This window comes from Streptomyces sp. NBC_01198 (genome assembly GCF_036010485.1).
Taxonomy (GTDB): domain Bacteria; phylum Actinomycetota; class Actinomycetes; order Streptomycetales; family Streptomycetaceae; genus Actinacidiphila.
The window spans coordinates 7,113,233-7,139,708 of record NZ_CP108568.1; the positions used below are offsets into that span (position 1 = coordinate 7,113,233).

The window sequence follows — 26,476 nt, forward strand, 5'->3', positions numbered from 1 at the left end:
ACGAACGGCCGGATTTCTTGCGCAATTTGCTGCAAGAACCTTCGTGAGGTTACTGGGACATGTGAGTGACGTAAAGAGGTGCGTACGGGCCTGCCGCTCAGCCGCACGTAAGGTGCTGTGCGGGTGCGCCGGCTGCATCCGATCGGCACCGGTCGTAGAGGAGTGGCACGGGACATGACGGAGCGTCTGGTGGTCATCGGCGGTGACGCGGCGGGCATGACGGCCGCCTCCCAGGCGCGGCGCCGCCGGGCGGACGACGACCTGGAGATCGTCGCCTTCGAACGCGGGCACCACACCTCGTACTCCGCCTGCGGCATCCCGTACTGGATCGGCGGTACCGTGCCGGTCCGCGACACCCTGATCGCCAGGACCGCGGCGGAACACCGGGCACGGGCCATCGACCTGCGGCTGGGTACCGAGGTCACCGAGATCGATCAGGAACGCGGCCGGATCCGCAGCCGGGACGCCGACGGCGCCGAGCAGTGGACCGGCTACGACCACCTGGTCATCGCCACCGGCGCGGTGCCGGTGCGCCCGCCGCTGCCCGGCATCGACGCGCCCGGCGTCTACGGCGTGCAGACCCTGGACGACGGCGAGGCGCTGCTGGGCGGCCTGGACCGCGGGGGAGTGCGCCACGCCGTGGTGATCGGCGGCGGCTACATCGGCGTGGAGATGGCCGAGGCGATGCTCCAGCGGGGTCTGGCCGTGACACTGATCGACCGGAACGAGCAGCCCATGACCACCCTGGACCCCGACATGGGGCGGCTGGTGCGCGGCGCGCTCGAAGGCCTCGGCGTGCTCGTGGTCTCCGGCACCCCGGTCCGCGCGGTGCTCACCGGCGACGACGGCCGGGTCAGGGCGGTCGCCACCGACGACGCGGAGCACCCCGCGGACCTGGTGGTGCTCGGCCTCGGCGTACGCCCGGAGACCGGCCTTGCCGCCGCGGCGGGGCTGCCGCTGGGCGCGCACGGCGGCCTGCTCACCGACCGCGCCATGCGGGTGCGCGACACCGAGCGCATCTGGGCAGGCGGCGACTGCGTCGAAGTGCTCAACCTGGTCTCGGGCGCCCTCCAGCACATCGCGCTTGGCACCCATGCCAACAAGCACGGCAGGATCATCGGCACCAACATCGGCGGCGGCTACGCCACCTTCCCCGGCGTGGTCGGCACCGCCGTCAGCAAGGTGTGCGACATCGAGATCGCACGCACCGGGCTGAAGGAGTCCCAGGCACGCGCCGCCGGACTGCGCTTCGTGACCGCGGTCATCGAGTCCACCAGCCGCGCGGGCTACTACCCGGACGCGGACCCGATGACCGTCAAGATGCTCGCGGAACGCCGGACGGGGCGGCTGCTCGGCGTGCAGATCGTCGGCGGCGAGGGCGCGGGAAAGCGGGTCGACGTGGGGGCTGTGGCGCTGACCGCGGGCATGACGGTGGAGCAGATGCTCGGCCTGGACCTCGGCTACGCCCCGCCCTTCTCCCCGGTCTGGGACCCGGTGCTCGTGGCCGCCCGCAAGGCCGCCGTCGCGGTCGCCGCGGACATCGCCGCGGACTGACCGGTCCGCCGCCCGGGTTCCGGGTCAGGACGCCGCGGACGCCAGCTTGTCCAGGGCTTCGAGCAGCGGCGGCAGCGCGGGGCCGCGGCCGACGGGCAGCACCTCGCCGGGCGCCTCGTCGAGCAGGACGAACGCGACGTCGTCGGTCCTGGCGACCAGGCTCCACCCGGGCCCGTCGGCCCGCAGCGAGCCCGCCGTGGTGCGTACCCGGCCGGGCGGCGGAGGGGTGCGGAGGTATTCCTCGGCGCCCTGCAGGGCGCGGCGCAGACCGGCGTGGGCGACCGGGGGCGCAGGCGCTGCCGCCGCGTCGGTGTCCGCGGTGCCGGCCCGCGCTTCTCGCCCCTCCTTCGCGGCGCCCCGTGTCGTCCGGTCGTGTGCGCCGGCCGCCCCGGTGCGTGCTTTCGCCGCGGAGTCCGGGGAGTCCGCCTCCGGGGCGTCCGCCGGCAGCAACTGGTCGCGCCACTCGAACCACCGGATCGCGATCTCGTCCGCGCCCATCCGCCGCTGCGGCGGGCCCCATACCGAGACGTCCGGCGGCGCGAGGGCGGGCCCCGCCTCCTCGTCCGCCGGATCGTGCGGCCCCGGGATGCCCGGCACCGACACGGCGACCGGCAACGGCCAGCCGGGCAGCGACGCGGCCAGCGTGTCGTCCTCGGGGGAGAGCTCGTACTCAAGACCGCAGTCCCACGCGGCGAGCGCGCACGCGACCATGGCGGCGTCCGTGGTCGCGACCGTCCAGCGGGCGCCACCGCCGTCCTGACCGAACATCAGGCCGTAGCCGTACGGCAGCGGGTCGAGGCCCAGATACGCGCAGGCGGCGGGATAGTCGTCGCCGAGGACGCCGGGAAAGCGCTCCGGCGTCAGCATCGCGGCCGTCAGCACGAACAGCTCGTCGTCCCCCGTGCTCTCCGCCGCGGCCATGTGACGCCCTCCCTCTCGTTCCGGTCCGCGCACCCTAACCAGCCGGTAACGTCCGCGTCGAGGGGTCGCGCGGCCCGCGCGGGGCGAGGAGGCGCACGCCCCGGGCGCGGGAGCGCACACAGCCCTCCGGCGCGGCCGGGGCCGTCGTGCGTGGCCAACGCGGCTTGCGGCCGCGGCGAGTTCCGCGGGTCCGGCCGGGTCGGGACTCCAGGTGGTCACGGACGCCGGGCACTGCGTCATGTTCGGCAATCCGCGGGCCTACGCGGCGGCGATCAGTGCGGGCGCCTGACCGCGACCGCCAGATAGCGCTCCGCGGAGTCGTCGAGCAGTGCCAGCCGCCAACCCGTCGCGGACAGCGCCGGGCCGAGTCGGGCTTCGGCCCGGATGTCGTCGGCACGCAGGTCGTGGCCGCGGCGGGCGGCGAGCGCGGCCCGCCCCAGCGGGTGGAAAAGCGCCAGCCGGCCGCCCGGCCTCGTCACCCGGGCAAGCTCCCGCAGCCCCGCCGCCGGATCGGGCAGGTGGTGGACCAGGCCGGCCGCGAGGACGGCGTCGAAGGTCCCGTCGCGCAGCGGCAGTTGCGCGCTGTCCGCCTCGATCAAGGCGCCGTCCGCGCGCCGCCCCAGGGCCACGGCCTCACCCAGCATCTCCGGCGTCAGGTCCACGCCGACCACCGTGCCGGCCGGGCCGACCGCCGCCCGCAGCAGCGGCAGCGCCCGCGCGCTGCCGCAGCCCGCGTCCAGCGCCCGGCCGCCGGGCGGCACCTCCAGGGCCTCGACCGCGGCCGCGTAGGCGGGCGTGTCGTCGGGATACCGGGTCTCCCAGCCCGTGGCGCGCTCGGCGAAGAAGAGCCGCACGTGCTGCCGTTCGCTTCCGATACTGGCCATGCCTCATGGTGGCATGATCACCCTGCGTTCCGGCGCCCTCGTCAATCGCCCCGCCGTCCCGGAGCTCGGCAGGGCCCGATGGACCGTCCAACGGGCGGGCGAGCACCGCGATATCGGGAGGGCCGGGACGGGCCGCATGCCCCGGGCCTCCACGGATTCGCCGCGCCCCGCCAGCCCGGCGCCGGCCGGTGCGGCGCTCCGGCGCCGCGCGGCGCCGCCTCGGTGGCGGCCCCTTCCTCCGGGGCGTGGTCGCCGACGGTCACCGTCAGGAACGCCGCGGCACCGTGGCGGCGGCGATCTGCCTGGTCGGGGCGGGGATCGCCGGGTATGCGTCGTGGCGCGGCTGAATCCCGCCCTTGCCGGCCGCCGCCCGGCAGTTCTGTGGACGCGGCGCGCCGAGGCGGGGTTGCCGAAGCGCGCCCGGCGCGACAGGCTCTAGGGCAGGGGAGACGGGAGGCAGGGGCGATGACGGTGAGCAACAGGCTCGCATGGCTGCTCGACGATCTGACACAGCGAGTGCCGCATGTGAAGCACGCGCTCGTCCTGTCCAACGACGGTCTGGTCACGGGCGCCAGCGGCGACCTCGACCGGCCGGCCGCCGAGCATCTGGCCGCGGTCTCGTCCGGCTTCCACAGCCTCGCCAAGGGCGCGGGACGGCAGTTCGGCACCGGCGGAGTCCGGCAGACCATGGTCGAGTTCGACGAGGGCTACCTGTTCGTGACCGCGGCGGGCGACGGCAGTTGCCTGTCCGTGCTCAGCGGCATGGAGGCCGATGTCGGCCGGGTGGCCTACGAGATGACGCTGCTGGTGCACCGCGTCGGCGAGCATCTGGGCGTCGCCGCGCGCGGGCCGGGCTCTCCTTACTGACCCCGAGGCCGGGGCGCTGTGCCCCAGGGGATCACCGCTAGCTGCGAGCCGGGCCTCTTCGGGGCGGCGGCGGGCTACGGCGTTGAGCCGGGTCGGGCGGCTGAGCCGTCGAGGCCGGGGGCTGCCGTAGGCGCTGAGCTGCGGAAACGGGAGTTATCCACAGGGCTGGGAACGGGTGTTCGTCCTGCGCGCTAGAGTCGTCACTGTCGGTAGTTGAACGAGGCGGGGGGAGTGACGACAGTGATGACGACGACAACTGGCGTGGGCGGCGGCGCGGTCGGCGGCGCGGGCACGAGGGGTCCTGCGGGGGCGGTCGGCGCGAGGGGCCCGGCGGCCGTGGGCGGCAAGGCCGGGGCGGCGGTCCGGCCGGGCGCGACCGGCAGCGCACGCGTGACCGGGAAGGCGGGCGCGGCTGGCAGGGCGGGGAGGGCGACTGGCGTGGCCCGCGCGCGCGGGGCGGGTTCGCCGGCAGCGCGCGGCGCGGATCCGGGTGCACCACGGACCCTGGCCCTGAACCGGGCACGGGAGGAACTGGGCCTGGACGCACCGGCCTTCGAGCTGGCCCTGCTGCTCGGCGAGATCGCCACGGTCGGCGGCGGCACGGATCGGACGCGGGTGCCCGAGCAGGAGATCGCCAGAGTAAGGGAGGCGGTGGGCGGGACGCGGGCCCTGCTGGCGAGGATCGAGCTGGTCAACACCACGGAAGGTGCGGAGTTGCTGGGGATCAGCCGCGAGCGGCTGGTCCGGCTGACCAGAGCCGGTTGCCTCCGCCCGGTGCGCTGGTACGTCAACCGCTACCGCGCCCTGGTCTGGCTCTATCTCGCCAGCGAGCTGCGGGACTTCGCGCTCGGCAGTCCCGCGCTGCTGGCAGGCCGGCTGCCCGCGGCGCTGCGCGAGGCGGCCGACGAGGAGGACCAGCGGCCGCGCGGCTGGCGCTCCCGCCGGGTGGCCCAGCTGGTGCGGGACGCACCGGGCCCCTGGGAGGAGGCCGCGGTGTGGGCAGCGCTGCTCGGGGACCAGATGACCGCCTCGGCGGTGCCCGATCCGTACGAACGCGCCGTGCTGCGCGGAATCCATCCGGGCCTGCCGCCCGGCCGCCCCGGGCCGATGGCGGACGCCGCACTGATCGGACGGCTCACCACAGCGGACCATCCGGACGAGATCGCGCTCGGCCTGGTCGCTCTCGCCGCCGTCCTGGGCCGGGCGCGCGACCGGGAACCGGCCCCTCGACCTCAGCACCTGCGGCAGCCGCCCGGCGCGGTCCGCGGCGAACAGCCCACCCTGCCGGATACGCCGCCCGGCGCGGTCCGCGGCGAGCAGCCCACTCGGCCTTATCCGCCGTCCGGCCCGGTGGCCGCCGCGTCGCCGCCGGTGCGGGACCCGCTGCCGGCCGCCTCGCCCGGGCCGTGGCTGGTCGAGGACCGGCCGCGGCGGAGCCTGCGCAGGCTGCTGCGGGGCCGCAGGCAGCTCAGCGGCGGGTGAGCGCCGCAGGCCGCCGGGCGGCCGGTGTGCCGTGCGGGCGCCGGGCCGGCGCCCTCACAGCTCGCCGACGTCGGTGAGCCTGATCACCGCCCGGCCCTCCTCGTCGGAGGCCGCCAGGTCCACCTCGGCCGAAATGCCCCACCCGTGGTCGCCGTTGGGATCGGCGAAGGTCTGGCGTACCCGCCACAGGCCGTGTGCCGACTGCTCCTCGATCTGCAGCAGCTTCGGGCCCCGGGCGTCGGGGCCGGTGCCCAGGTCGTCGTATTCGTCCCAGTAGGCGTCCATCGCGTCGGCCCAGGTGTCCGCGTCCCAGCCGGACTCCGCGTCCAGCTCGCCGAGCTGGTGGTACTTCTCCAGCGCCGCCAGCTCCACCCTGCGGAAGAGCGCGTTGCGGACCAGGACCCGGAAGGCGCGGGCGTTCGCGGTGACCGGCTTGACCTGGTCGGCGCGCTCGGCGGCCTCCTCCGCGGTCTCTACCTCGGGGTTCGCCAACTGCTCCCACTCGTCCAGCAGGCTGGAGTCGACCTGCCTGACCAGCTCGCCGAGCCAGGCGGTCAGATCCTGGAAGTCCTCGGACTTGAGGTCGTCGGGCACGGTGTGCTCCAGCGCCTTGTAGGCGCCGGCCAGATACCGCAGCACGATGCCCTCGGTCCTGGCCAGCTCGTAGTACGAGGTGAATTCGGAGAAGGTCATCGCGCGCTCGTACATGTCGCGCACCACGGATTTGGGGGACAGCGGATGGTCACCGACCCACGGGTGGCTCTTGCGGTACACGCCGTAGGCATGCAGCAGGATCTCTTCCATCGGCTTGGGGTACGTCACGTCCTGCAGGCGCTCCATGCGCTCCTCGTACTCGACGCCGTCGGCCTTCATCTCGGCCACCGCCTCGCCCCTGGCCTTGTTCTGCTGGGCGGCCAGGATCTGCCGCGGGTCGTCCAGCGTCGACTCGACCACCGAGACCATGTCCAGCGCATAGGAGGGGGAGTCGGGGTCGAGCAGCTCGAAGGAGGCCAGCGCGAAGGTCGACAGCGGCTGGTTCAGCGCGAAGTCCTGCTGCAGGTCCACGGTCAGCCGGACGATCCTGCCCTCCGCGTCGGGCTCGGCCAGCCGCTCCACCACTCCGCCGGCCAGCAGCGAGCGGTAGATGGCGATGGCCCGGCGGATGTGCCGCAGCTGCGCGCGGCGGTCCTCGTGGTTGTCTTCAAGCAGGCTGCGCATCGCGTCGAAGGCGTTGCCCGGGCGGGCGATCACCGACAGCAGCATCGCGTGGGTGACCCGGAAGCGCGAGGTCAGCGGTTCCGGGTCGGAGCCGATCAGCTTCTCGAAGGTGGCCTGCGACCAGCCGACGAAGCCCTCGGGCGCCTTCTTGCGCACCACCTTGCGGCGCTTCTTCGGGTCGTCGCCGGCCTTCGCCAGGGCCTTCTCGTTCTCGATGACGTACTCGGGCGCCTGCGCCTCGACGAAGCCCGCGGTGTCGAAACCGGCCCGGCCCGCGCGGCCGGCGATCTGGTGGAACTCACGGGCGCGCAGCACCCGGACCCGCTGGCCGTCGTATTTGGTGAGCGCGGTGAAGAGCACCGTGCGGATCGGCACGTTGACACCGACGCCGAGCGTGTCCGTACCGCAGATCACCTTGAGCAGTCCGGCCTGCGCCAGCTTCTCCACCAGCCGGCGGTACTTCGGCAGCATTCCCGCGTGGTGCACCCCGATGCCGTGCCGGACGTACCGCGACAGGTTGCGGCCGAAGGTGGTGGTGAAGCGGAAGTTGCCGATCAGATCGGCGATCGCGTCCTTCTCGGCCCGGGTGCACATGTTGATGCTCATCAGCGCCTGCGCCCGCTCGACGGCCGCGGCCTGGGTGAAGTGCACGATGTAGACCGGCGACTGACGGGTCTCCAGCAGTTCGGTCAGCGTCTCGGTCAGCGGGGTGCTGCGGTACTCGTAGCTCAGCGGCACCGGACGGGTCGCCGAGCGCACCACCGTGGTGGGCCGCCCGGTGCGGCGGGTGAGGTCCTCCTCGAAGCGGGAGACGTCACCGAGCGTCGCCGACATCAGCAGGAACTGCGCCTGCGGCAGCTCCAGCAGCGGGATCTGCCACGCCCAGCCGCGGTCCGGCTCGGCGTAGAAGTGGAATTCGTCCATGACCACCTGGCCGACGTCGGCCGTCCTGCCGTCCCGCAGTGCGATCGAGGCCAGAACCTCCGCCGTGCAGCAGATCACCGGTGCGTCGGGATTGACCGAGGCGTCGCCGGTCAGCATCCCGACGTTCTCGGTGCCGAAGAGCTTGCACAGGTCGAAGAACTTCTCCGAGACCAGTGCCTTGATCGGCGCGGTGTAGAAGGTGACCTCGTCGCGGGCCAGCGCCGCGAAGTGCGCACCCGCCGCGACCAGGCTCTTTCCGGATCCGGTCGGGGTGGACAGGATCACGTTCGCACCCGAGACCACCTCGATCAGCGCCTCCTCCTGGGCGGGGTAGAGCGAGATGCCCTCCCCCTGTGCCCACGTCGAGAACGCTTCGAAGAGGGCATCGGGGTCGGCATCGGACGGCAGCTGATCGATAAGGGTCACCCCACCATCTTGCCTGTCCCAGCCGTCACAGGCGGAACCGGAGGAGGCGGCCGTGATCATCGGCGATAGTGTGTGCCCTCGATCGAGCGTCAACTCCGCCTGCGGGCGGCACTTCAGGGGGATGGAGCAGCACCATGATGGGACCTGCGCACTCACTGTCCGGAGCGGCCGCCTGGTTGGGGGTCGGAGCGATCGCGGCGGCCCTCGACCACCCGATGCCCTGGCCGACGGTGCTGGTGGGTGCCCTCATCTGCGCGGGCGCGGCGCTCGCCCCCGACCTGGACCACCAGGCGGCGACGATCTCCCGGGCCTTCGGCCCGCTGTCCCGTGGGCTGTGCAGGATCGTGGACCGGCTGGCGCACGCCGCCTACAAGGCGACCCGCAAGAAGGGCGACCCGCGGCGGGCCGGCGGCCACCGGACCCTCACCCATACCTGGCTGTGGGCGGTGCTGGTCGGCGGCGGCTTCTCGGCCGCCGCGGTCCTCGGCGGCCGCTGGGCGGTGCTGGTCATCCTCTTCATCCACATGGTGCTCGCGGTGGAGGGCCTGCTCTGGCGGCAGGCCAGGATGTCAAGCGACGTGCTGGTGTGGCTGCTCGGGGCGACCAGCGCGTGGATGCTCGCCGACGTGCTGGACGACCCCGGCAACGGCAAGGACTGGCTGTTCACCCAGCCGGGCCAGCACTACCTGTGGATCGGGCTGCCCATCGTGCTGGGCTCGCTGGTGCACTGCGTCGGCGACGCGCTGACCGTCTCCGGCTGCCCGGTCCTGTGGCCGATCCCGATCGGCCGCCGCCGCTGGTATCCGGTCGGCCCGCCGAGGTTCATGCGCTTCCGGGCCGGCAGCTGGGTGGAGATCAAGGTTCTCACCCCGGTCTTCTTCATCGTCGGCGGCGGCTGCGCCCTGGGCGCCCTGGGCCTCATCGGCTGACCTCCCGCCCGTCGTGCCCCGCGGCGGCCGGGCACGGTGGACGGCGGGCGCCGGGCCGGTCAGCCGTGCCAGGACCGCCACAGGGCCGCGTAGGCGCCGTCGGCGGCGACCAGCTGGTGGTGGCTGCCCAGTTCGCTGATCCGGCCCTCCTCGACCACGGCGATCACATCGGCGTCGTGTGCGGTGTGCAGCCGGTGCGCGATGGCGACGACCGTACGCCCGTCGAGGACCCGGGACAGCGAGCGCTCCAGATGCCGGGCCGCCCGCGGGTCGAGCAGCGAGGTGGCCTCGTCCAGCACCAGGGTGTGCGGGTCGGCGAGCACAAGCCGGGCCAGCGCGAGCTGCTGGGCCTGCGCGGGGGTGAGCACGGCGCCGCCGGAGCCGACCTCGGTGTCCAGGCCGTCGGAAAGGGCCCGCGCCCAGTCGTCGGCGTCCACCGCGGCCAGCGCCTCCCACAGCTCGTCGTCCACCGCGGCCGCCCTGGCGAGCTGGAGGTTGTCGCGGAGCGTGCCGACGAAGACGTGGTGCTCCTGGTTGACCAGGGCCACATGCTCGCGGACCCGTTCGGCGGGCAGCTTTGACAGCTCCGCGCCGCCGAGGGTGACCTCGCCGGTCCGGGGTGCGTAGATCCCGGCCAGCAGCCTGCCGAGCGTCGACTTGCCCGCGCCCGACGGGCCGACCAGCGCCAGCCGGGTGCCGGGCGGCACGTTCAGGGTGATGCCGTGCAGCACGTCGCCGCCCTGGTGGTAGCCGAAACGCACCTCGTCGGCGGCGACCTCCCGGCCCTGCGGCGAGATCCGCTCGTCCCCCGCCGACTCCGCCACCTCGCGCACCCCGACCAGCCGGGCCAGCGAGACCTGGGCGACCTGCAGCTCGTCGTACCAGCGCAGGATGAGGTTGACCGGGTCGACCAGCATCTGGGCGTAGAGCGCGCCGGTGGTCAGCTCGCCGGCCGTCACCCAGCCGTGCAGGGCGAAGACGCCACCGATCATCAGCACCGAGGTCAGGATCAGCGTGTGGGTCGCGTTGATCACCGGGAAGAGGACGGTGCGCAGCCACATCGTGTAGCGCTCCCAGGCCACCCACTGGCCGATCCGCCGCCGCGACAGCTCCTGCCTGCGGTCGCCCAGCCCGTGCGCCTCGATGGTGCGGCCGGCGTCGACGGACTCGGCGAGCACCGCGGCGACGGCCGCGTAGCCGGCCGCCTCCGAGCGGTAGGCCTGCGGGGCGCGGCGGAAGTACCAGCGGACACCGACCAGCAGCAGCGGCAGGGCGACCAGCACCGCCAGCGCCAGCGGCGGCGAGGTGACGGCGAGCGCGCCGATCAGCAGCCCCGCCCAGACCACGGCGATGGCCAGTTCGGGGACGGCCTCGCGCATCGCGTTGGCCAGCCGGTCGATGTCGGTGGTGATCCGGGAGAGCAGGTCGCCGGTGCCCGCGCGCTCCAGCACGCCGGGCGGCAGCGACACCGATCTGACCAGGAAGTCCTCCCGCAGGTCCGCCAGCATCAGCTCACCGAGCACCGCCCCGCGCAACCGGACCAGCCGGACGAAATACGCCTGCACCGCCAGCGCGGCCAGGAAGAAGGCCACCGCCCGGCCCAGATGCACGTCCCGCCGGCCCTCGGAGAGGTCCTGCACCAGCCCGCCGAGCAGGTAGGGACCGACCATCGAGGCCAGCACGGCCACCGTGTTCACCCCCACCAGCAGGGCGAAGGAGCCGCGGTGCCGCCTGGCCAGCTCACGGACGTAGGCGCGCACCGTCGCCGGCGAGCCCACCGGCAGGGTGGTGCTCCGCTGCGGCGCGTCCGGGTCGTGGTCGGGCGGTGACACGCCGATCATGCGGTCTCCTCCATCGTGGCGGTGGGGCGCGCGGCGCCGGCGGGCGCCGGGACCAGCCCCGGCTGCGGATCGGTCTCCCGGGTGACGACGGCGCGGTAGCGCGGGTAGGTGCGCAGCAGTTCGTGGTGGTCGCCCGCGGCGGCCACGGCGCCGTCGTCGACGAAGACCACCCGGTCGGCACAGTCGAGCACCAGCGGGCTCGAGGTGAGCACGACGGTGGTCCGACCGGTCCTGACCGCGCCGAGGGCGCGGGCGATCCGGGCCTCGGTGTGGGCGTCGACCGCCGACGTCGGCTCGTCGAGCACCAGCACCTCCGGGTCGGCGACCAGCGAGCGGGCCAGCGCCAGGCGCTGCCGCTGACCGCCGGACAGCGACCGGCCGCGCTCGGTGATCCGCGCGCCCATCGGATCCGCCGGGCCGGCGCCGTCGCCCGGGTCGACCATCGACTGGACCAGCGCGTCCAGCACGTCGCCGCACTGGGCGGCGGCGAGCGCGGCGCCGGGCTCCACGCGACCGGAGGACGGCACCGCGAGCAGCTCGGCGAGCGTGCCGGAGAGCAGCACCGGGTCCTTGTCCTGGACCAGCACGGCCTTCCTGGCCGCGGGCAGCGGCATCGCGTCAAGCGGCTGACCGCCGAGGGTCGCCGACGGCTCGGTGCCGGCGCCTGAAGGGCTGTGGCCGCCCAGCCGGTCCGCCAGCCGCCCGGCGGCGTCCGGGTCGCCGCAGACGACCGCGGTCAGCAGCCCGGGCGCGGCGCGCAGGCCGGTCAGCGGATCGTGCAACTCCCCGGCCGGCTCGCGCAGGACGCCGCCGTGCTCCGCCGCGGACGGCACCGCGCCCTCGTGTCCCCGCCGCAGCGACAGCACCCGGGCCGCACGGTTGGCCGAGGGCCGCGAGAAGGACCACGCCATGGCGATCTCCTCGAAGTTCCGCAGCGGCATCATCAGGAAGGCCACGGAGCCGTAGACGGTGATCAGTTCGCCCACCGAGATCCGCCCGTCCAGCGCGAGCCCGGCGCCGTACCAGGCGACGGCCACCAGCAGCAGCCCCGGCAGGAGCACCTGCACCGCGCTGATCAGCGCCCACATGCGGGCGCTGTGCACCGCGGCGGCGCGTACCTGCTGCGAGGCGCGGCGGTACCGGTCGAGGAAGAGGTCCTCGCCGCCGATGCCGCGCAGCACCCGCAGCCCCGCGACCGTGTCGGAGGCCAACTCCGTGGCCTTGCCCGCCTTCTCCCGCTGGAGGTCGGCGCGCCGGGTCGCGGCGGGCAGCAGCGGCAGCACCGCCAGGGCGAGCACCGGCACGGACGCGGCCACGATGACACCGAGCGCGGGCTGGTAGAACACCAGGGCGACGGCTACCCCGACGGTGGCGAGCAGGGCCGAGGTGAAGCGGGCCAGTGCCTCGACGAACCAGCCGATCTTCTCCACGTCGCCGGTGCTGACGGCCACCACCTCGCCCGCCGCCACCCGCCGGGTGAGCACCGCCCCCAGCTCGACGGTCTTGCCGGCCAGCAGCTGCTGGACGCGGGCGGCGGCGCTGATCCAGTTGGTCACGGCCGTGCGGTGCAGCATCGTGTCGCCGAGCGCGGTGAGCAGCCCCAGCAGCAGCATCAGAGCGCCGGCCAGGCCCAGCCGTGCGCCCGAGCGGTCGACCACCGCCTGGACGGCGATGCCCACGGCGGCGGGGAAGGACGCGACCGCGGCCATGTGCAGGGTGCCCCAGGCCGCGGCGAGCACCTGGCCGCGCCACTGCCGTACCTCCAGCCAGAGCAGCAGGCGGAAGCCCGACCGGGCGTCGGGGACACCGGGGTCGGACAGCGGGAGATCGCGGAGGGACGTCATGGTGTCCTGGGCTCGGAGCGGGGCTTGCGGGAGCGGGCGGCCTGCCGGGCGGATGGGGAGAAACCGCGCGAAGTGCCGTCCTGAACCGTGCAACCTTCGCGAAATTCCCCGCGCCCGGTCAACCGGTTTTCGCTGTCGTTGCGCTGTCCTCTCCCTGTCGCCCGGCGCGGCGGCAACACCTTGCAGTAAGCCGACGAAAGTTCTTCCGCCAGCGTCTTGACGTGTACGCACCGGCGGCGGGAAGCTCCTGGGCGGAACCCGAGGGACCGGTGTTCCGGTAACTCCCCCCACCCGGCGGCCAGGCGCGTGGCTGCCTTCGCAGGGCACCGGTGTGCCCGCCCACCGAAGGAGCCGCCCATGAGATCCCGCGTACTCAACGGTTCGCTCGCCGTGGCCGTCGTCGCGGCGGCAGGCCTTTTCGCCGTCACCGTCCAGCAGGCGCAGGCCACCCCGCCCGGCAGCAAGGACGTCACCGCGACGCTCTTCCAATGGCGCTACGACTCGGTCGCCAAGGCCTGCACCGACCAGCTCGGCCCGGCCGGCTACGGCTACGTCGAGGTCTCGCCCGCGACCGAGAACATCCAGGGCGACCAGTGGTGGACCTCCTACCAGCCGGTGAGCTACAAGCTGCAGAACCGGCTCGGCAGCGAGTCGTCGTTCGCGAGCATGGTGAGCACCTGCCATGCCGCCGGCGTGAAGGTCGTCGCCGACGCGGTGATCAACCACATGTCGGCGGGCTCCGGCACCGGCACCGGCGGGACGAACTACAGCAAGTACAACTACCCCGGCTACTACCAGGACCAGGACTTCCACACCTGCCGGACGAACATCTCCAACTACCAGGACCGTGCCAACGTCCAGAACTGCGAACTGGTCGGCCTGGCCGACCTCGACACCGGCAGCGACTACGTCCGCAGCACCATCGCCGGGTATCTGAACCACCTGATCTCGCTCGGCGTCGACGGCTTCCGGGTCGACGCCGCCAAGCACATGGCGGAGACCGATCTCGCCGCGATCAAGTCCAAGCTCAGCAACCCCGCCGTCTACTGGGCGCAGGAGGCGATCTACGGCGCGGGGGAGGCCGTGCAGCCGAGCGAGTACGTCAACACCGGTGACGTGGACGCCTTCCAGGGCGCCTTCGACCTCAAGCGGATCTTCAACGGGCAGCAGCTGGCGTCACTGAAGACCTGGGGCGCGTCCTGGGGCGCGGGCTACGTCGCCTCCGACAAGGCCCGCACCTTCGTCGACAACTGGGACACCGAGCGCAACGGCTCGACCCTCAGCTACAAGGACAACGCCACCTACACCCTGGCCAACGTGTACCTGCTGGCCTGGCCCTACGGCTCGCCGAACGTGTTCTCCGGCTACGAGTTCTCCAACAACGACGCGGGCCCGCCGAACGGCGGCACGGTCAACGCCTGCTACAGCGACGGCTGGAAGTGCCAGCACGCGTGGCCGCAGGTCTCCGGCATGGTCGGCTTCCGCAACGCCGTCGCCGGCACCGCGGTGACCAACTGGTGGGACGACGGCAGCAACGCCATCGCCTTCGGCCGCGGCAGCAAGGGCTTCGTCGCGATCAACCACGAGGGCGGCGCCCTTGCCCGGACCTTCAGCACCTCGCTGCCCGCCGGGACCTACTGCGACGTCCAGCACGGCGGCGCCACCTACACTGTCGGCTCCGACGGCAGGTTCACCGCCACCGTCGGCGCCAACGACGCGGTCGCCCTCTACGCCGGAGGACCGTGCGGCACCGCCGGCGGCACCACCGGGGCGACGACGGGCGGCGGCACCACGGACCCCGCGGCAGGAGCGTCCTTCGCGGTGAACGCCACCACCGTCTTCGGCCAGAACATCTACGTGGTCGGCGACAACTCCACCCTCGGCAACTGGAACACCGGCAGCGCCCTGCTGCTGTCCTCGGCGAGCTACCCGGTGTGGAAGCTGGACGTCCGGATGCCCGCGGGCACGTCCTTCCAGTACAAGTACATCAGGAAGGACGGCAGCGGGAACGTGACCTGGGAGACCGGCGCCAACCGGACCGCCACCGTCCCGGCCGGCGGCAGGGCCGTACTGAACGACACCTGGCGCAACTGACCGCCGGCGCAGCCCCGTACCGCCGATTCACCCCTCTGCGGCAGGACCCGGCACACTGTGGTCTTCCACCGATCTTGACCACAGAGGGGACCCCCACCCATGAAGGGCTTCCGCACCTTCCTGCTCCGCGGCAACGTCGTCGATCTCGCGGTCGGCATCGTCATCGGCGCCGCCTTCACCGCCCTGGTGAACGGCTTCGTCAAGGCGTTCCTGACCCCGATCGTCGGCATCATCAGCGGCGCCACCGGCAACTTCAGTGCCAGGACCTTCCACGCCTCGGGAGTCACCTTCCCCTACGGCATCTTCATCGACGCGACGATCAGCTTCGTGATCGTCGCGGCGGTGATCTACTTCCTGGTCATGCTGCCGATGAACCGGATGCAGGAGAGGTTCTTCCCGAAGGCCACGGGCGCGCCGATGCGCGAGTGCCCGGAGTGCCTGACGGCGATACCGGCGGCGGCCAAGCGATGCAGCGCCTGCACCGCACCGGTGCCGCCGACGGTGGCCCCCCAGGGCGGCCCCGCGGACGTCGCGCGGTAGCAGCCGGCCGATCAGCGGCAGGACAGGGCCCGGGGCGCGACGCCCCGGGCCCCGTCCTTTCCTCCTGCGGCGAGCGTCCGGCGCCGCCTCAGCAGCGGCGCCGCTCGGCCCCCTCGTCCGGGTCGAGCGCGGCCAGCAGTTCGGTCAGCGCGGCCCGGCTGCCGTCGTCCAGCGGCGCCAGGATCTCGGCGGCCGCCGTGCGCCTGGCGCTCCGCAGGTCGTCCAGTGCCCGGCGGCCGCCGTCGCACAGCTCGATCCTGATCACCCGGCGGCTGTGCGGATCGGGCACCCGGCGCAGCAGTTCCTGCTCCTCCAGCGCGTCCACCAGCGTGGTCACCGCCCGCGGCACCACGTCCAGACGCTGGGCGAGATCCGCCATCCGCGGCGGCTCGTCGCAGTGCGCGAGCGTCCGCAGCAGCCTGGCCTGCGCGGGCGTGATGCCCAGCGGTTCGAGCAGCCGGCGCTGGGCGCGGTGCAGCCGCCTGCTCAGCCGCAGCAGCTGGTCGGCGAGCCGCCCGGTGACCTCGTCCGCTGTCGCGGGCGCCGGGCCTGCCGCCTGCGCGGTCTCGGTGGTGCGGGTGTCCATGGAATACAGCCTAGCAGGACGTAGTTCATTGTGAGCGTAGGTAACAATGACCTACACTCTTCGTCGGGGACTCGCGTACCCCCGACCACGCCGTCACATCCCGAGGAGTCCTTTGCGCCCCGAAAACGATCTCGCGTCCCGGTGGACCCCACCGCAGAAGAAACCCGCCGCGCCCACCGACGTCCGCCGCATCGTGCGGCTGTTCCGGCCCTACCGCGGCCGGCTGGCCGTCGTCGGCGTCCTGGTCGCCCTGTCCTCGCTGGTCTCCGTCGCCTCGCCGTTCCTGCTGCGGGCGATCCTGGACACCGCGATCCCGCAGGGCCGCACCGGCCTGCTGAGCCTGCTGGCGCTCGGCATGATCGCCACCGCCGTCGCCACCGGGGTCTTCGGCGTCCTGCAGACCCTGATCTCCACCACCGTCGGCCAGCGCGTCATGCACGATCTGCGGACCGCCGTCTACGAGCGGCTGCAGCGCATGTCGCTGGCCTTCTTCACCCGCACCCGCACCGGCGAGGTGCAGTCCAGGATCGCCAACGACATCGGCGGCATGCAGGCCACCGTTACCTCCACCGCGACGTCGCTGGTCTCCAACGCCACTGCCGTGATCGCCTCTGTCGTGGCGATGGCGGCCCTGGACTGGCGGCTGACCATCGTCTCCCTGCTGCTGCTCCCGCTCTTCGTCTGGATCGCCCGCCGGGTCGGCCGCGAGCGCAAGAAGATCGCCACCGAGCGGCAGAAGCAGATGGCCTCGATGTCCGCCATCGTCACCGAGTCGCTGTCGGTCAGCGGCATCCTGCTCGGCCGCACCATGGGCCGGGCCGACTCGCTCACCCGTGACTTCTCCACCGAGTCCGAGCGCCTGGTCGACCTCGAAGTGCGCTCCAACATGCAGGGCCGCTGGCGGATGGCCGTCATCGGCATCGTCATGTCGGCGATGCCCGCCCTGCTGTACTGGGCGGCCGGACTGACCACCGGCCACGGCGGTCCCGCCATCTCCATCGGCACCCTGGTCGCCTTCGTCTCGCTCCAGCAGGGCCTCTTCCGGCCCACCGTCTCGCTGCTGGCCACCGGCGTGCAGATGCAGACGTCGCTGGCGCTCTTCCAGCGCATCTTCGAATACCTCGACCTCCCGCTCGACATCACCGAGCGCCCCGGCGCGCGGAGCCTGGGGACGGTACGCGGCGACGTCGCCTTCGATGGCGTGGACTTCGCCTACGACCCCGAGTCCGGCGCCCCGACCCTGCGCGGCATCGACGTGACCGTGCCCGCCGGCGGCAGCCTGGCCGTCGTCGGCGCGACGGGTTCCGGCAAGAGCACCCTGAGCTATCTGGTGCCGCGGCTCTACGACGTGACGGCCGGCCGGGTCACCATCGACGGCATCGACGTCCGCGATCTGACCTTCGACACGCTGGCCGCCGCGGTGGGCGTGGTCTCCCAGGAGACCTACCTCTTCCACGCCTCGGTCGCGGAGAACCTGCGCTTCGCCAAGCCGGACGCGACCGACGAGGAGATCCACGCCGCCGCCAGGGCCGCGCAGATCCACGACCACATCACCGGCCTGCCCGACGGCTACGACACGCTGGTCGGCGAGCGCGGCTACCGCTTCTCCGGCGGCGAGAAGCAGCGGCTGGCCATCGCCCGCACGATCCTGCGGAACCCGCCGGTGCTCATCCTCGACGAGGCCACCAGCGCCCTGGACACCAGGACCGAGCAGGCCGTCCAGGACGCCATCGACACCCTGTCGGCCGGGCGCACCACCCTCACCATCGCCCACCGGCTGTCCACCGTCCGCGACGCCGACCAGATCGTGGTGCTGGACGCCGGGCGGATCGTCGAACGCGGCACGCACGACGAACTCCTCGCGGCGGGCGGCCGCTACGCCGCTCTGGTGCGACGCGACACGCAACTGGCCACCAGCGCGCCCTGAGCCGGGCGTCCGCACCCTTGCGGGCCCGACATTACCGGAGAGTAGGGTGTGGCTCCGGCGGGACGTACCCGCCGGTCAGGAGGTACGCCCCGGTGCCCGCACGTTCCGCCCAGCTGCTCGCCGGCCTGCTCGCCGGCGCGGCCGTCACCCACTTCGCCCGGCCCGAGCCCTACGACGCCCTGGTGCCGTCCGCGCTGCCCGGCAGCGCCCGCACCTGGACGCAGGCCAGCGGAGCGGTGGAGGCCGTGCTCGCCGCGGCCGTCGCCCTGCCCGCGACCCGCCGCACGGGCGCCCTGCTCACCGCGGGCTTCTTCGTCGCCGTCTTCCCGGCCAACGTCAAGATGGCCTACGACTGGCGCCACCGGCGCACCCCCTACCGGGCCGCCGCCTACGCCCGGCTGCCGGTCCAGGTGCCGCTGGTGCTCTGGGCGCTGAAGGTCAGCCGCTCGGCGGGGGTGACGTCACCAGGATGACGTCGAGGGTGCGCGGGCCGTGGACGCCTTCGACGCGTTCGAGCTCGATGTCGCTGGTGGCGGAGGGTCCGGAGATCCAGGTCTGCGGGCGGGCGGGGTCCAGCCGGGGGAGCGCCTGGGGGAGCGAGTCGACGACCTGGCCGGACGCGTCGATGACGCAGACGTGGTGGTCGGGGACGAGGGTGAGGACCCGTCGTCCCTGGTCGGGTGCCGCGTCCAGGACGATGGTGCCGGTCTCGGCGATGGCCAGGGCGCAGCCGGTGACCACCGTGTCGACGGCGTCGAGTTGGCGCGGGGTGAGCGGGTCCGCGTCGGTGTCGTGATGGACGTCGACGCCGGTCGCGGCGCTGAGCCAGGCTGCGGGGACCCCCGGTGGCACGACGGCGGTGCGCGTCCCGTGCTCGCTGAGGAGCCGGGCGACGGTGGCGGGCAGCCCGGCCTGGTCGGTGTGGTGGACGTGGGCGCGGTAGTCGGTGAGGTTGTCGGCGAGCAGGGCGGTGCGTTGCTCGGGGGTGTGGTGGACATGGGTGGTGAGGTACGTGCGGGGGACGGCGGTGGGATCGGGGGTGGTGGATGCGGGGTTGCCGAGCGCCTGCCGGATGCGGCGGAGGATCTCCTCGCGCGCGCCGTCAGCCGGGCCGGGGGAGCCGTCGGGAGCCTGGTGGATGGTCATGGCTGGGGAGTGCCTTCGGTGGAGTGGTGGTGTTTCCACCAGTGGTTGAAGGTGTGCGCGGGGAGCGGCGGGAGATCGCGGGTGTTGGTCCAGGCGGCGGCGGGACCTGGCGGGTTCTTGGGGTGCAGGCGCCGGGTCTTGGTGGCGAGGCTCTGGGCCTGATGGAGGGTCCGCGGGTGGGTGAGCGTCCAGGTCGCCGCGCGCATGGCGGCGCGCATCGCGGCGTGGCCCGATGCCGGCGTGGCCGTGGCGGGGGTTCCGCGGCTGGTGGTGGTTCCGCCCTGGGCGGTCTGTTCGCGCAGGTGGACCAGGATCTGGGGGATGTTGATGGCGACCGGGCAGACGTCGTAGCAGGCGCCGCACAGGGTGGAGGCGTAGGGGAGCGAAGCGGTCAGGGGCGTGCTGGTGCCCTGGAGTTGGGGCGTGAGGATGGCGCCGATGGGGCCGGGGTAGGGGGTGCCGTAGGCGTGGCCCCCGGCGCGTTCGTAGACGGGGCAGACGTTCAGGCAGGCCGAGCAGCGGATGCAGCGGAGGGCCTCGCGTCCGGTGGTGTCGGCGAGGGTGTCGGTGCGCCCGTTGTCCAGCAGGACCAGGTGGAAGTTCTGCGGCCCGTCGTGGCTGGTGGTGCCGGTCCACATGGTGGTGTAGGGGTTCATGCGTTCCGCGGTGGAGGAGCGCGGGAGGGTCTGCAGGAAGACTTCCAGGTCCTGCCAGGTGGGGATGGTCTTCTCGATCCCGACCAGGGAGATGAGCGTGTCGGGCAGGGTCAGGCACATCCGGCCGTTGCCCTCGGATTCCAGCACGACGAGGGTGCCGGTCTCGGCCACCATGAAGTTGGCCCCGGAGATGGCGACTTTGGTGGTGAGGAATTTCTCCCGGAGGTGCAGCCGGGCGGCCTCGGCGAGGGCCGCGGGGTCGTCGGTGAGGTCCTCGGGGGCGGGGCGGCCCCAGGCCGCCATCTGGTCGGTGAAGATGTCGCGGATCTGGTGGCGGTTCCTGTGGATGGCGGGGACCAGGATGTGGGAGGGCCGGTCGTCGCCGAGTTGGACGATGAGTTCGGCCAGGTCGGTCTCGTAGGCGGTGATGCCCTCGGCCTGGAGGGCCTCGTTGAGGCCGGTTTCCTGGGTGGCCATGGATTTGACCTTGACGACCTGGGTCTCGCCGGTGGCGTGGATCAGGTCGGCGATGATGCGGTTGGCCTGGTCGGCGTCGGCGGCCCAGTGGACGGTTCCGCCGGCCGCCGTCACCGCGGCTTCGAGTTGCCGGAGGTAGTGGTCGAGATGGGCCAGCGTGTGGTCCTTGATCGCGGCGCCCGCCGCCCGGAGTTGCGGCCAGTCGCTGAGCTCGCCGATCGCGGTGGCGCGTTTGTCGCGGATCGTGCGGGTGGCGTGGCGCAGGTTCGCGCGCAGCTGGGTGTCCTGGGTGGAGACCGCGGCGGCCTGCGGAAACGAGGGCAAACCCACGAACGTACCGCTCATCGGATCTTTCCCGTCAGCTCGGGGGCGGTGTAGGGCTGGTCCTCGGTGGAGGCGAGGATCTCGGCGATGTGCACGGCCCGCAGCGCGGTGCCCTGGCGGGAGATCATGCCGCCGAGGTGCATCAGGCAGGAGTTGTCGGCGCCGCAGAGGACCTCCGCGCCGGTGCCGGCCGCGTTGTCGATCTTGTCCTGGCCCATCGCGGCGGAGACATGGGGGTTCTTCACCGCGAAGGTCCCGCCGAAGCCGCAGCACTCCTCCGCCCTGGGCAACTCCCGCAGTTCCAGGCCGCGTACGGCCTCCAGCAGCTGCCGGGGGCGCCCGCCCAGGCCCAGCACCCGCAGCCCGTGGCAGGAGGGGTGGTAGGTCACCGTGTGCGGGAAGTACGCGCCGACGTCGGTGACCCCCAGCACGTCGACCAGGAACTCGGTGAGCTCGTAGGTCCGCGGCACCGCCAGCGCCGCCGCGCGCGCCAGCCCGGCCGCCGACTCCCGGCCCTCCTCGGCGGCGCGCTGCGCGATCCGCGGGTAGCTCTCCCGCACCATCGCCGCGCAGGACCCCGACGGCGTCACCACGTAGTCGTACCCCTCGAACACCGACGCGTGGTGCCGCACCAGCGGCTCGCTCAGATGCCGGTAACCGGTGTTGTACTGCGGCTGCCCGCAACAGGTCTGCCCCGGCGGGAAGTCCACCTCCACGCCCAGCCGCTCCAGCAACCGCACCACCGCCCGCCCCGTCTCCGGGTAGAGCAGGTCATTCACACAGGTCACGAAGAGTGCTACACGCATGGGTCCTCCGTGGCGCCCCGGCGCGGGCCGGGCTGATCTCGATCATGCATGCGCTCATACTGCCGCAATCCCCTTCCCCAGGGAAGGAGACATCCGATGTCTGTTCCTCGGGTGGGCCCGTTCAGCGCGCGCTTTCGAGCGACCGGTCGCGCCCGGGTCCGGCAGGGCGGGCCGGATCCGCGGGGGCCTCGGCCAGCAGCGCGCGGATCTCGCGCACGGCGCTGCGGCCGGCGCGGTTGGCGCCGATGGTGCTCGCGGAGGGTCCGTAGCCGACCAGATGGATCCGCGGGTCCTTGACCACCCGGGTGCCCTCCACCGCGATGCCGCCGCCGGGCTCGCGCAGCCGCAGCGGGGCGAGGTGGTCGAGGGCGGCACGGAATCCGGTCGCCCACAAGATCGCGTCGGCGTCCAGGGTGCGGCCGTCGTCCCAGGCGACGCCGTGCGGTGTGATCCGGTCGAACATCTCCTGCCGCCGCAGAATGCCGCGCTCCATCGCCTGCTGGACGGCGTCGGTGGCCGCCAGCCCGGTCACGCTCACCACGCTCTGCGGCGGCAGCCCCTCACGAACCCGCTGCTCGACCAGGGCGACCGCCCCGCGCCCCCATTCCTCGGTGAAGGGCCCGCTGTGGAAGACCGGCGGCCGCCGGGTCACCCAGGTGGTCCGCGCCACCTCGGCCAGCTCCATCAGCAGCTGCACCGCCGAGGTGCCGCCGCCGACCACGACCACGTGCGAGCCGGCGAAGTCCGCCGCGCCCCGGTAGCCCGCCGTGTGCAACTGGCGGCCGAGGAAGGTCTCCTGGCCCGGGTAGTACGGCAGGAAGGGGCGGTCCCATGTCCCGGTGGCGTTGATCAGCGCCCGCGCCGACCAGGTCCCCGCGCCGGTCTCGATCCGCAGCCGCCCGCCGTCCCCTTCGCGTACCGCGGCCACGTCCACCGGGCGGTGCACCCGCAGGTCGAACCGCTGCTCGTAGCGCGCGAAGTAGTCGCCCACCACCTCGGCCGAGGGCCGCTCCGGGTCGCCGTCGCCCAGCGGCATCCCGGGAAGGTCGTGCACCCTGTGCGCCTTGCCGTAGGTCAGCGACGGCCAGCGGAACTGCCAGGCGCCGCCCGCGCCGGGGGAGTGGTCGAGCATCACGAAGCCGGTGTCCGGGGCGAGGCCCGCGCGGCGCAGGAAATACCCCGCGGACAGGCCCGCCTGGCCCGCGCCGACGACGGCCACCTCGACCTCACGCACCGCATCGTTCATGGCTGTGCCAACGGTGTGACCGGCGGAATCCTTCCCCGCCCGGCCGCCCGCCCGGCCGTCAGCCGCAGCCTGCCGCGGGTGCCGGCTCCGCGGCCGGCATCCGCGGCTCGGACGCCCAGCGGCGCAGCCGCGCGACCCGCTCCGCGGCCTCCTCCAGCCGCCACTGGGGCAGGTCGCCGTCGGCCACCGCCCGGGCCGCCGCGGCGTGGATGGCGTCGCGCACGCCCGCCCCGCTCGACGGGCCGAGCCGTACGAGATCGACACCGGCGATCCAGGCCAGCACCGCGGCGCCGGGCACGCCCCAGCCGTCGACGATCGAGGGCGCGTCGAGCGTGTCGCTCAGGACGACGCCGCCGTAACCCAACTCGCCGCGCAGCACGCCGGTCACCGCCCGGATGCTGAGCATCGCGGGCAGCTGCTCGTCGCCGGGCACCGGGGCGTGCCCGGCGGTGATCGCCCGCACGCCGGCGGCCGCGCCCTCGGCGAACGGCCGCAGACTGCCTCCGGCGGTGAAGGGGCCGAGGGCCGCGGCCACGCCGTGCGTCTGCAGGTCGGTGACGAAGACGCGGGTCTGGTCGGCGCGCAGTTCTGGGCGGACGGCCAGATGGAGGTTCGCGCCCGCTGCGACGAGGTCGGCCGCGGCCGCGTTGCCGTCACCGCTGCCGTGTGCGTCCCCGCCCGGATGCCCGGCGAGCGCGTCGGGCAGTGCCGCGCGCAGCGCCTCCGCCGTCACCCGCGCGGCCGGACCCTGTGCGTCCACGGCCGCGCCCGGGGTGCCGTTCTCCAGGCCGCGCAGTATCCACTCGGGCAGCCGCCCATGCCGCCCGCGCACGGTGGGCAGCAAACAGGAGTCGACCAATGCGGTGAGCCGGCGCAACACGTTCACTCCCCTCCGGGCAAGCGGGCATGCACGGGACGGCGTCCAGGCCCGCTGAATGGTACAGACCAATTGCACCCCACGGCAATGACCCCCCAGGAAGCCACGAACAACCCCACCCCCACCGGCCTGGAGGGAAAGCCCACCGCCACTGGCAGCCCCGCAGGGGCGCGGGGAACTGCGCGACAAGCCACCGCGCCGGTGAGGACGCCACGCCACAGCAAGTGGCACTTCCTCGCGCGCCCGGGAGGAGAATGACCGCATGGCCGACCACTACCGCTCGCGCGTCATCGACGTCTCCACCGGCTCGGTGGAGTCCGTGTACGACCTCACCGCCGACTGCGCGGACTTCCTCCGGGAGGAGGCCGGCGGCAGCGACGGCCTGCTCAACGTCTTCGTGCCGCACGCCACCGCAGGCGTCGCCGTCATCGAGATGGGCGCGGGCAGCGACGACGACCTGCTCGCCGCCCTGCGTGACCTGCTGCCCGCCGACGACCGGTGGCGGCACCGGCACGGCAGCCCGGGGCACGGCCGCGACCACGTGCTCCCTGCGCTGGTGCCGCCGCACGCCACGCTGCCGGTGGTCGGCGGCCGGCTGGAGCTGGGCACCTGGCAGTCCGTGGTGCTGGTGGACACCAACCGGGACAACCCGCGCCGACAGGTGCGGCTGAGCTTCCTGGCCTGAGGTCCGCCTCTGCAGCGGCCCTGCTCCAGGGCCCGTCCGACGCACCCCGCCTGCCCGGCAGGGCCTACCGCAGCCCCCCGGACAGGAAGTCCGCCAGGTCGTATCCGACCGGCTCCTGCAGTTGCGCGTACGTGCATTGCTCGGGTTCGCGGTCCGGGCGCCAGCGCCGGAACTGCGCGGTGTGGCGGAAGCGGTCGCCCTGCATGTGGTCGTAGGCGACCTCGACGACCCGCTCGGGGCGCAGCGGCACCCAGGACAGATCCTTCTTGCCGGTCCACCGGCTGGGGCCACCCGGCAGCCGGCCGGACGCCTGCGCCTCCTCGCTCGCCCAGTCCTGCCACGGGTGGCCGGCCACCGAGTCCATCCGCAGCGGGGCCAGTTCCTCCATGAGCTCGGCCCGGCGCCGCATCGGGAAGGACGCGCAGACGCCGACGTGCTGGAGGCGGCCGCCGCCGTCGTAGAGGCCGAGCAGCAGCGAGCCGACGACCGGACCGCTCTTGTGCGGGCGCAGGCCGGCGACGACGCAGTCGGCGGTGCGCTCGTGCTTGACCTTCACCAGGACGCGTTCACCGGGCCGGTACTCCAGTTGCGGGGGCTTGGCGACGACCCCGTCCAGGCCTGCGCCCTCGAAGCGGTCGAACCAGTCCTCAGCGAGCGCGATGTCGTCGGTGGCGGGCGCGGTGAAGACCGGCGCCGCCGCGTCCCGCAGCGCCGCTGTCAGCGCCGTCCTGCGGTCCCGCTGCGGGTCCGCCATCAGCGACCTGTCTCCGAGGGCGAGCAGGTCGAAGGCGACGAAGCTCGCGGGTGTCACCTCCGCCAGATGGCGTACCCGCGAGTCGGCGGGGTGGATCCGCTCGAGCAGCGCGTCGAAGTCCAGCCGCCCGTCGCGCGCGATGACGATCTCGCCGTCGAGCACGCACCGCCGCGGGATCCGGCTCCGCAGCGCCTCCACCACCTCGGGGAAGTAGCGGGTGAGCGGCTTGGTGGAGCGGCTGCCCAGCTCGATCTCGTCGCCGTCGCGGAAGACGATCGCACGGAAGCCGTCCCACTTGGCCTCGTACTGCATACCGGCCGGAATGGCCTTCGCGGCCTTGGCCAGCATCGGCTGCACAGGGGGCATCACCGGCAGGTCCATGCTCCGATTGTGCCCGCCTGCGCCGCACAGGGCGCGCCGGCGGACGGCGCGGCCTAGCGTGGGGGCATGGCAGAGACGCTGGAGCTGACCGTCGGCGACAGGACCGTCCGGGTGTCGCATCCGGACAAGGTCTACTTCCCGCAGCGCGGTCTGACCAAGGCCGACCTGGTGCGCTACTACCTCAGCGTCGGCGACGGCGTCCTGCGGGCGCTGCGGGACCGCCCCACGACGCTGGAGCGCTACATCAGCGGCGTGGAAGGCGAGTCGTTCTTCCAGAAACGCGCGCCGAAGAATCTGCCCGGCTGGATCCCGACCGGCCGCATCTCCTTCCCCAGCGGCCGCTATGCCGACGAGATCTGCCCGACCGAGGTCGCCGCCGTGCTGTGGGCGGCCAACCTCGGCACCTTCACCTTTCACCCCTGGCCGGTCCGCCGCGGCGACACCGAGCACCCGGACGAGCTGCGGATCGACCTCGACCCGCAGCCCGGGACGGACTTCGCCGACGCGGTCGGCGCCGCGCAGGAGTTGCGGGAGGTCCTCGACGGCCTGGGCCTGACCGGCTGGCCGAAGACCTCCGGCGGCCGGGGTCTGCACGTGTTCGTGCCGATCGCGCCCGAGTGGACCTTCACCCAGGTGCGGCGCTCGGCCATCGCGGTGGCGCGCGAGCTGGAGCGGCGGGCGCCTGAGCGGATCACCACGGCCTGGTGGAAGGAGGAAAGGGGCAGAAAGATCTTTGTCGACTACAATCAGACAGCTCGGGACCGGACGATCGCCAGCGCCTACTCCGTACGCCCCTTCCCGCACGCGCCGGTGTCCGCCCCGTTGCGCTGGGAGGAGCTGACCGAGGTGGCACCCGCCGACTTCGACCTGGTCACGATGCCCGGCAGATACGCGGAAGTGGGCGACCTGCACGCCGGCATGGACGACCAGGCCTTCCGGCTCGACGCGGCGCTGGACCTCGCCGCGCGCGACGAGCGCGAGCACGGACTCGGCGACCTGCCCTATCCACCGGAGCACCCGAAGATGGAGGGCGAGCCGAAGCGGGTCCAGCCCAGCCGGGCCAGAAAGGCCGAGGAGGACTGAGCGC

At 73.2% G+C, this 26,476-nt stretch carries 22 protein-coding genes; 10 read left to right on the forward strand and 12 right to left on the reverse strand.

Annotation, left to right across the window (positions count from 1 at the left end; translation table 11 throughout):
- The first annotated feature begins 174 nt into the window (after positions 1–174).
- Positions 175–1,554, forward strand: a complete 1,380-nt coding sequence (locus OG702_RS31570) for an FAD-dependent oxidoreductase (RefSeq protein ID WP_327292360.1) — start codon at positions 175–177, stop codon at positions 1,552–1,554.
- A gap of 24 nt (positions 1,555–1,578) precedes the next feature.
- On the opposite strand, the gene OG702_RS31575 is transcribed toward OG702_RS31570, so the two are convergent.
- A complete protein-coding gene (locus tag OG702_RS31575) occupies positions 1,579–2,475 on the reverse strand; it encodes a hypothetical protein (protein WP_327292362.1) in 897 nt (298 codons plus the stop codon).
- 272 nt (positions 2,476–2,747) lie between these two features.
- A complete protein-coding gene (locus tag OG702_RS31580; RefSeq protein ID WP_327292363.1) occupies positions 2,748–3,359 on the reverse strand; it encodes a class I SAM-dependent methyltransferase in 612 nt (203 codons plus the stop codon).
- A gap of 465 nt (positions 3,360–3,824) precedes the next feature.
- Here OG702_RS31580 and OG702_RS31585 point away from each other — a divergent pair, with 465 nt between their 5' ends.
- Positions 3,825–4,226, forward strand: a complete 402-nt coding sequence (locus tag OG702_RS31585; RefSeq protein ID WP_327292364.1) for a roadblock/LC7 domain-containing protein — start codon at positions 3,825–3,827, stop codon at positions 4,224–4,226.
- 438 nt (positions 4,227–4,664) lie between these two features.
- Positions 4,665–5,708, forward strand: a complete 1,044-nt coding sequence (locus OG702_RS31590) for a DUF6397 family protein (protein ID WP_327292365.1) — start codon at positions 4,665–4,667, stop codon at positions 5,706–5,708.
- 54 nt (positions 5,709–5,762) lie between these two features.
- Here the strand turns inward: OG702_RS31590 and OG702_RS31595 are convergent, their stop codons facing one another.
- Positions 5,763–8,276: a DEAD/DEAH box helicase gene (locus tag OG702_RS31595; protein WP_327292366.1), complete on the reverse strand. Its 2,514-nt coding sequence runs from the start codon at positions 8,274–8,276 to the stop codon at positions 5,763–5,765.
- A gap of 134 nt (positions 8,277–8,410) precedes the next feature.
- On the opposite strand from OG702_RS31595, the gene OG702_RS31600 reads away from it, so the two are divergent.
- Positions 8,411–9,205 carry a metal-dependent hydrolase gene (locus OG702_RS31600; protein WP_327292367.1) on the forward strand — a complete coding sequence of 265 codons (795 nt, stop codon included), beginning with the start codon at positions 8,411–8,413 and terminating at the stop codon, positions 9,203–9,205.
- A gap of 59 nt (positions 9,206–9,264) precedes the next feature.
- On the opposite strand, the gene OG702_RS31605 is transcribed toward OG702_RS31600, so the two are convergent.
- Together OG702_RS31605 and OG702_RS31610 are read right to left on the reverse strand one after the other, a co-directional pair.
- Positions 9,265–11,046, reverse strand: a complete 1,782-nt coding sequence (locus OG702_RS31605) for an ABC transporter ATP-binding protein (RefSeq protein ID WP_327292368.1) — start codon at positions 11,044–11,046, stop codon at positions 9,265–9,267.
- Positions 11,043–12,890, reverse strand: coding sequence for an ABC transporter ATP-binding protein (locus OG702_RS31610; protein ID WP_327292369.1), 1,848 nt, complete (start codon positions 12,888–12,890; stop codon positions 11,043–11,045). Before OG702_RS31610 ends, OG702_RS31605 begins: the two co-directional genes overlap by 4 nt.
- A 357-nt stretch (positions 12,891–13,247) precedes the next feature.
- Here OG702_RS31610 and OG702_RS31615 point away from each other — a divergent pair, with 357 nt between their 5' ends.
- Entirely contained in the window at positions 13,248–14,984 is a 1,737-nt protein-coding gene (locus OG702_RS31615) for a carbohydrate-binding module family 20 domain-containing protein (RefSeq protein ID WP_327292370.1), read from the forward strand.
- A gap of 99 nt (positions 14,985–15,083) precedes the next feature.
- Positions 15,084–15,524, forward strand: a complete 441-nt coding sequence (gene mscL, locus OG702_RS31620) for a large conductance mechanosensitive channel protein MscL (protein WP_327292371.1) — start codon at positions 15,084–15,086, stop codon at positions 15,522–15,524.
- A gap of 88 nt (positions 15,525–15,612) precedes the next feature.
- Here mscL and OG702_RS31625 read toward each other — a convergent pair whose 3' ends face one another.
- The gene (locus tag OG702_RS31625; protein WP_327292372.1) at positions 15,613–16,110 is read right to left on the reverse strand and encodes a MarR family transcriptional regulator; all 498 of its coding nucleotides are present in this window, start codon (positions 16,108–16,110) and stop codon (positions 15,613–15,615) included.
- Between the two features lie 46 nt (positions 16,111–16,156).
- On the opposite strand from OG702_RS31625, the gene OG702_RS31630 reads away from it, so the two are divergent.
- Together OG702_RS31630 and OG702_RS31635 are read left to right on the forward strand one after the other, a co-directional pair.
- Entirely contained in the window at positions 16,157–18,037 is a 1,881-nt protein-coding gene (locus OG702_RS31630; RefSeq protein ID WP_442814631.1) for an ABC transporter ATP-binding protein, read from the forward strand.
- 92 nt (positions 18,038–18,129) lie between these two features.
- A complete protein-coding gene (locus OG702_RS31635) occupies positions 18,130–18,510 on the forward strand; it encodes a DoxX family protein (RefSeq protein ID WP_327292374.1) in 381 nt (126 codons plus the stop codon).
- Here the strand turns inward: OG702_RS31635 and OG702_RS31640 are convergent.
- The 5 genes from OG702_RS31640 to OG702_RS31660 form a co-directional block, all read right to left on the reverse strand.
- Positions 18,476–19,183: a LutC/YkgG family protein gene (locus OG702_RS31640; protein WP_327292375.1), complete on the reverse strand. Its 708-nt coding sequence runs from the start codon at positions 19,181–19,183 to the stop codon at positions 18,476–18,478. The genes OG702_RS31635 and OG702_RS31640 overlap by 35 nt on opposite strands.
- Complete coding sequence (locus tag OG702_RS31645) at positions 19,180–20,661, reverse strand: lactate utilization protein B (RefSeq protein ID WP_327292376.1); 1,482 nt, start codon at positions 20,659–20,661, stop codon at positions 19,180–19,182. Before OG702_RS31645 ends, OG702_RS31640 begins: the two co-directional genes overlap by 4 nt.
- Positions 20,658–21,446: a (Fe-S)-binding protein gene (locus OG702_RS31650; protein WP_327292377.1), complete on the reverse strand. Its 789-nt coding sequence runs from the start codon at positions 21,444–21,446 to the stop codon at positions 20,658–20,660. Before OG702_RS31650 ends, OG702_RS31645 begins: the two co-directional genes overlap by 4 nt.
- 121 nt (positions 21,447–21,567) lie before the next feature.
- Positions 21,568–22,692 (reverse strand): NAD(P)-binding domain-containing protein, encoded by a 1,125-nt coding sequence (locus OG702_RS31655; protein ID WP_327292378.1) that lies wholly within the window; start codon positions 22,690–22,692, stop codon positions 21,568–21,570.
- A 58-nt stretch (positions 22,693–22,750) separates the two neighbouring features.
- A complete protein-coding gene (locus OG702_RS31660; protein WP_327292379.1) occupies positions 22,751–23,524 on the reverse strand; it encodes a glycoside hydrolase family 3 N-terminal domain-containing protein in 774 nt (257 codons plus the stop codon).
- A gap of 307 nt (positions 23,525–23,831) precedes the next feature.
- On the opposite strand from OG702_RS31660, the gene OG702_RS31665 reads away from it, so the two are divergent.
- Positions 23,832–24,254: a YjbQ family protein gene (locus OG702_RS31665; protein ID WP_327292380.1), complete on the forward strand. Its 423-nt coding sequence runs from the start codon at positions 23,832–23,834 to the stop codon at positions 24,252–24,254.
- Positions 24,255–24,318: 64 nt separating this feature from the next.
- Here OG702_RS31665 and OG702_RS31670 read toward each other — a convergent pair whose 3' ends face one another.
- On the reverse strand, positions 24,319–25,389 hold the full coding sequence (locus OG702_RS31670; RefSeq protein WP_327292381.1) for an ATP-dependent DNA ligase: 1,071 nt from the start codon (positions 25,387–25,389) through the stop codon (positions 24,319–24,321).
- Positions 25,390–25,455: 66 nt separating this feature from the next.
- On the opposite strand from OG702_RS31670, the gene ligD reads away from it, so the two are divergent.
- Positions 25,456–26,472 (forward strand): non-homologous end-joining DNA ligase, encoded by a 1,017-nt coding sequence (gene ligD, locus OG702_RS31675; RefSeq protein ID WP_327292382.1) that lies wholly within the window; start codon positions 25,456–25,458, stop codon positions 26,470–26,472.
- Positions 26,473–26,476: the final 4 nt, after the last annotated feature.